Below are 6,000 nucleotides of genomic sequence, written 5' to 3'. Positions count from 1 at the left end.
TGATTTATCACTGGAAATATAAAATGGATGAAATCAGTGAAGAGGAAGCGGCATCCGTTTGATATAGCAATTATTTAATATTCGTTATACTAGTATACGGAAGAAAAGCAGATAGATACAAATGTTTTTAAAATAGGTAGTTGTTGCTCTATCTTTCTTGTGCTAAAATAATGTATTAGCAATCGATGCACAGAATCATCAAAAGATGAAGATGGAGGTATTATGAAGAAAATTTTTGAATTTATACAGGAAGAATTGGAAAATGCATTTGAAGCGGCAGGGTATGATCGCGGACTGGGAAAGGTTACGTTATCAAACAGACCGGATCTATGTGAATATCAGTGTAATGGAGCAATGGCAGGCGCTAAGACGTATAGAAAAGCACCGATCATGATTGCGAACGATGTTGTGGAGAAACTTCAGGAGAGTACATGTATTCAGGAAGCAGAGGCAGTTGCTCCTGGATTTATCAATCTGAAGCTTGACAGAGAGTTCCTTGCAGGTTACTTAAATCAAATGAGCGAGGATGCACATCTTGGATTTGAAACTGCAAAAGAGCCAAAGACAATTATTGTTGATTACGGTGGAGCGAATGTGGCGAAACCACTTCATGTTGGTCATCTGCGCTCAGCGATTATTGGAGAGAGCATCAAGCGGATCGGAAAATTTGCAGGGCATCATGTGATCGGTGACGTTCACCTTGGTGACTGGGGATATCAGATGGGACTTGTGATCACAGAGTTAAAGAAGAGAAAACCAGAACTTCCGTATTTTGATGAAAACTTTGCGGGGGAATATCCGGAAGAAGCTCCGTTTACAATCGGGGAGTTGGAAGAAATCTATCCGACTGCAAGTGCTTATGCAAAAGAACATGAAGACTATAAAGAAGAAGCGCTTCAAGCGACTTTTCTGTTACAGAACGGACACCGTGGCTATCGTGCAGTGTGGAAACATATCATGAATGTGTCTGTTACTGACTTGAAGAAGAACTATGGCAACCTGAATGTGGACTTCGATCTCTGGAAGGGAGAGGCGGATGCACAGGAGTATATCCCGGATATGGTAGAATACATGAAGAAAGAAGGATATGCACATATCGACAATGGGGCTCTTGTTGTAGATGTAAAAGAAGAGACAGATACAAAGGAAATTCCGCCATGTATGATTCTAAAATCAGACGGTGCAGCGCTCTATGATACGACAGATCTTGCCACTTTGATCGAACGTGAAAAATTATACCAGCCGGATGAAGTGATCTATGTTGTTGACAAACGTCAGGAGCTTCATTTTGTACAGGTATTTCGCTGTGCGAGAAAGACAAAGATCGTGAATGAGAAAACAGATCTTCAGTTTGTCGGATTTGGCACGATGAATGGAAAGGACGGGAAGCCGTTCAAGACAAGAGATGGCGGTGTGATGCGTCTGGAAAATCTGATTCGTGAGATCAATGAGGAGATGTACAAAAAAATTACTGATAACCGCACCGTATCAGAAGAAGAGGCGAGAAAGACAGCACAGATCGTTGGACTTTCTGCAATTAAGTACGGAGATCTCTCCAACCAGGCATCAAAAGATTATGTGTTTGATGTAGACAGATTTACTTCCTTTGAGGGGAATACAGGACCATATATCCTTTATACGATCGTGAGAATCAAATCAATCCTTGCAAGATATGCAGAGATGGAAGGAAGTAAGACAGATGTAAAACTCCTCTCAGCATGTTCAGACAGCGAAAAAGCATTGATGTTAGAGGCTGCAAAATTCAACAGTGTGATTGAAAATACGCTGGAAGAACTGGCTCCGCATAAAATCTGTGCATACATTTATGATCTGGCAAATACATTCAATCGCTTTTATCATGAGACAAAGATTCTTGCAGAAGAAGACAATGAGCGTCAGGCAAGCTTTATTGCACTGCTGACAGTGACAAAGAAAGTACTTGAGACATGCATTGATTTGCTTGGATTTGAAGCGCCGGAGAGAATGTAGGAAGGATAAGCGGTACAGATGACAGAAAAATTATTTTATCAGGACAGTCATAGAAGTACGTTTACGGCCATCGTGCAGGAAGTAAGACCGTCGGGGAACGGGTATGAGATTATTCTTGATCGGACTGCTTTTTTCCCGGAAGGCGGTGGGCAAAGCTCAGATACCGGAAGTCTCGGAGGTGTTTCAGTGAGTGATGTGCAGGAGATAGATGGGAAGATCATTCACTACACGGATGGGCCTCTTGTGGAAGGAACGGAAGTAGAAGGATGTATTGATTGGACAGAACGTTTTTCGAAAATGCAGCAGCATACCGGGGAACATATTGTTTCGGGGCTGATTCATAAGATATATGGATATCATAATGTAGGGTTTCATCTTGGGACAGACAGTGTGACACTTGATTTTAACGGAGTTGTTCCGAAAGAAAAACTGCATGAGATCGAGCAGCTTGCCAATGAGGCGGTTGCAAAAAATCTCCCGGTACAAGTATTGTATCCGACGGATGAGGAACTTTCAAAGATCAGTTACCGTAGTAAGATTGAGATTGAAGGGCAGGTACGGATCGTTGTGATTGATGGATATGATGTCTGTGCCTGCTGTGCACCACATGTGAAGCAGACGGGAGAAATCGGTTTGATCAAACTTGTCGGCATGCAAAATTACAAGGGCGGTGTGCGCATCTCGATGCTCTGTGGATTTCGTGCGCTGGAAGATTACTATCAGAAAGAAAAAAATAACCGGGAAATTGCAGTGATGCTTTCGGCGAAAGAATATGAGACAGCGGTGGAAGTTGAAAGACTTCAGGAAGAACTTGCGATGAAGAAGGCAAAAATTGCAGAACTGGAACGGAAGTTTTTGGAACAGAAAGTAGAGACACTTGATATTTCCAGTGAAATTGTCTGCCTGTTTGAAGAGACAGATCCGGTTATGACGCGTGAACTGGTAAATCTTCTCTTGAAAAAAGGAGCAAAGATGGCAGCTGTCTTTTCTGGAAATGAGAGAGAGGGTTACCGATATGTGCTCGGAAGCCGCAGCCTGGATGTCAGGGAAAATGGAAAGCTTCTCAACGAAGCGTTTCATGGACGCGGGGGAGGAAAGCCGGAGATGGTGCAGGGAACTGTACAAGGGAAAAGAGAAGAGATTGAGGCGTTCCTGAATTGTAGATAGAAATAGAGAAGAAAAATATCTGCTAAAGCAGATGGACGAGAGACAGAAAAGCAGAAAGAAGAGAGGAGACTGGATGAAGCAGAGAAGTATTTTAGGGCGAGTGGCTGTTCCGCTTTTGATCTATTATGGAATATCGCTCGTCATTACGATGTTTGCAAGCGCCATTGTTGCCGGACTGAAGATGCCACAGTATCTGAATGGTCAGGTCGAGTATGCACAGATGGTAACCGAGATGACCAATGAGATTTTAAAGTATACGACTATCATCACTGGAGTGACAGCAATTGTAGCGATACCGATATTTTGGTGGATGTTCCACAAAGATAACCGGATTAGAAGACAGATGGGGATGGCTGAACCAGCGAAAGCCTCACCGGTAAAATATGTCTGGATTGTTATACTTGGTGTGGCGGCTTGTGTGGCGCTGAACAATATTCTTACGTTGAGCAATCTTGCGATGATTAGCTCTTACGAAGAAACTGGGGCAAATTTTTATAAGGTGAACATTGTGGCACAGATTATCTGTCTGGGGATTCTGACGCCGATTGCAGAAGAACTTGCTTTTCGCGGTTTGATTTTTAAACGTTTGCGGGAAGTAATGAACATGAAACGAGCTATTTTGATCAGTGCACTGATTTTTGGAATTTATCATGGCAATCTTGTTCAGGCAGTTTATGGAGGTGTGTTGGGTGCCCTGCTTTCATATGCTTATGAAAAATACGGATCGATCAAAGCGCCGATACTTGCACATATGGTATTAAATCTGACCTCTGTGATCTTGTCAGAAATCGGTGGATTTAGTTGGATGTTTGAACAACCGATGCGAATGGGAATTGCAACAGTTGCATGTGCAGCAATCTCTGCGACAATGTATGTTATGATTCAGAGAATCGGGCAGGGAGAAGCAGACCAAACATCATCAGAACAGCAATAAAGATTGAAAAAACAGAATTGCAAAATGTCCTGCGGGAATCAGCAGATTTCCAGCAGGACATTTTGCATAGCGAGAAGAGAATCGGAACTATTTTGCAGGAACAATTTCCAACCAGTATCCATCAGGATCTTCAATAAAGTAGATTCCCATTGCTTCGTTTTCGAAACAGACACATCCCATTTCTTTATGTTTTGCGAGAGATTCTTCGTAACAGTCTGTCTCAAAAGCAAGGTGAAATTCGTTGTCACCAAGATTGTATGGTCGGTCCCAGTCACGAAGCCATGTAAGTTCTAACTGGTGAGAGGTTTTGCTGTCGCCAAGATACACCAGGGTAAAACTTCCGTCTTCTGCATGATGTTCGCGGACAACGTCAAGTCCGAGCGCTTCCTTATAAAAGGCAAGAGATTTTTCCAGATCTCTTATATTAAAATTATTGTGTACAAATTTAAAACTCATAGTCAGCCTCCTGAAATTTTTCTTTGAGTATAACTTGTCGGAGAAAAAATGTAAAGAAGTTTTCCGAATTTCAAAGTGAAGAATCTGTGAGAGAAAGGAGGAAGATGGGACGGAAAAATATTACAAAAATGTTAAAAGTTATTGCATTTTAGGTGAAAAGAAGCTATAATAGCCCATATGAGAGTAGATATTTGATCTAAAGCAATAAATTTAGAAAGTCAGGATAGGTATTTTATGTATAAGAAAAAGTTTGGAAAATTAGTGATTATTTCATTAATGGCAGCAGCCTTAACAGTGACACCGGTATTTGCTGCACCGACAGTCAATGAATTACAGCAGAAGAAAGCAGAAGAGCAGAATAAAGTAAGTTCTCTGCAGGCAGAATTGACAGAACTTCTTACAAAGATGAGCGATCTGGAAGCAGATCTGATTGAAAAAGGTACAGAAGTGACTCAGGCAACAGCAGATTTGGAAGATGCACAGAAGAAAGAAGAAAAGCAGTATGAAGATATGAAACTTCGTATCAAATACATGTATGAAGAAGGAAATACGACATTTGTTGAGAAACTTTTGACAGCAGACAGTATTTCAGAACTTCTGAATCAGGCAGATTTTGTACAGAGTGTCCATTCTTATGACAGAAAAATGCTTCAGGAATATGTGGATACTAAACAGCAGATCGCAGATTTGAAAGCGACTCTGGAGACAGAGATGGCAAATATGGAGCAGATGCAGGATGATTATGAAGGAGAAAAGCAGAATCTGAATGCAACAATTGAGACACATAGAGCAAATGTAGCAGATTTTGATGTGCAATTACAGGCGGCAGTTCAGGCAGCAGCAGAGGCGGCTGCTCAGAGAGAGGCAGAGCTTCAGGCTTCCGTAAATGAAATTACAGGTGGCCAGAATAATGGCAACACAGGTGGTCAGTCAGGAAATGTTGGAGGTTCCGGACAGAATAACAATGGAAATACAAGTGTGACACCACCGCAGGGTGGTTCTGGGGATACAACAGGTGGTGTAGAGCAGACACCAAGTGTACCAGAGATCCCACAGCAGCCAGAACAGCCGCAGCAACCACAACAGCCTGTGACTCCTCCGGTAGGAGATACAAGCGTAGGACAGGCGATCGTCAATGTTGCTTATGGATATCTTGGCATCCCATATGTATGGGGAGGAACGACAACAGCTGGATTTGACTGTTCCGGTATGGTGCAGGCAGCACATGCGGCAGTTGGAATCGGTCTTCCACGTGTCAGTGAAGCGCAGGGGGCATGTGGACAGGCAGTAGGAAGTATGGCAGAGGCACTTCCGGGTGATATTGTATGTTATGGTTATCATGTAGGAATTTATATCGGCGGTGGACAGATGATTCATGCACCAGAGCCGGGAGATGTTGTAAAAGTATCTTCAGTATACGGCTCTCCATGGTTTAGACGCTGCTGGTAATCAGA

5 protein-coding genes are annotated in these 6,000 nt (G+C 42.6%); 4 read left to right on the top strand and 1 reads right to left on the bottom strand.

The features are described from left to right. Positions 1-222 precede the first annotated feature (222 nt). From argS to EDD74_RS13535, 3 genes are all read left to right on the top strand, one after another. Positions 223-1,989 (top strand): arginine--tRNA ligase, encoded by a 1,767-nt coding sequence (gene argS, locus EDD74_RS13545; protein ID WP_116441838.1) that lies wholly within the window; start codon positions 223-225, stop codon positions 1,987-1,989. An 18-nt stretch (positions 1,990-2,007) separates the two neighbouring features. Next, on the top strand, positions 2,008-3,156 hold the full coding sequence (locus tag EDD74_RS13540) for an alanyl-tRNA editing protein (protein ID WP_016439248.1): 1,149 nt from the start codon (positions 2,008-2,010) through the stop codon (positions 3,154-3,156). Between the two features lie 73 nt (positions 3,157-3,229). Further along, a complete protein-coding gene (locus EDD74_RS13535; protein WP_116442492.1) occupies positions 3,230-4,090 on the top strand; it encodes a CPBP family intramembrane glutamic endopeptidase in 861 nt (286 codons plus the stop codon). A gap of 87 nt (positions 4,091-4,177) precedes the next feature. Here the strand turns inward: EDD74_RS13535 and EDD74_RS13530 are convergent, their stop codons facing one another. Further along, entirely contained in the window at positions 4,178-4,546 is a 369-nt protein-coding gene (locus EDD74_RS13530; protein ID WP_016439246.1) for a VOC family protein, read from the bottom strand. A 234-nt stretch (positions 4,547-4,780) separates the two neighbouring features. Here EDD74_RS13530 and EDD74_RS13525 point away from each other — a divergent pair, with 234 nt between their 5' ends. Beyond that, positions 4,781-5,995 carry a C40 family peptidase gene (locus EDD74_RS13525; RefSeq protein WP_116441839.1) on the top strand — a complete coding sequence of 405 codons (1,215 nt, stop codon included), beginning with the start codon at positions 4,781-4,783 and terminating at the stop codon, positions 5,993-5,995. The last annotated feature ends 5 nt before the right edge of the window (positions 5,996-6,000 follow it).

The organism is Faecalimonas umbilicata, from assembly GCF_004346095.1.
In the GTDB taxonomy this organism is placed as follows: Bacteria; Bacillota; Clostridia; order Lachnospirales; family Lachnospiraceae; genus Faecalimonas; species Faecalimonas umbilicata.
The sequence above is the reverse complement of the archived record's forward strand: the minus strand, read 5'-3'. Positions and strand labels throughout refer to the sequence as shown.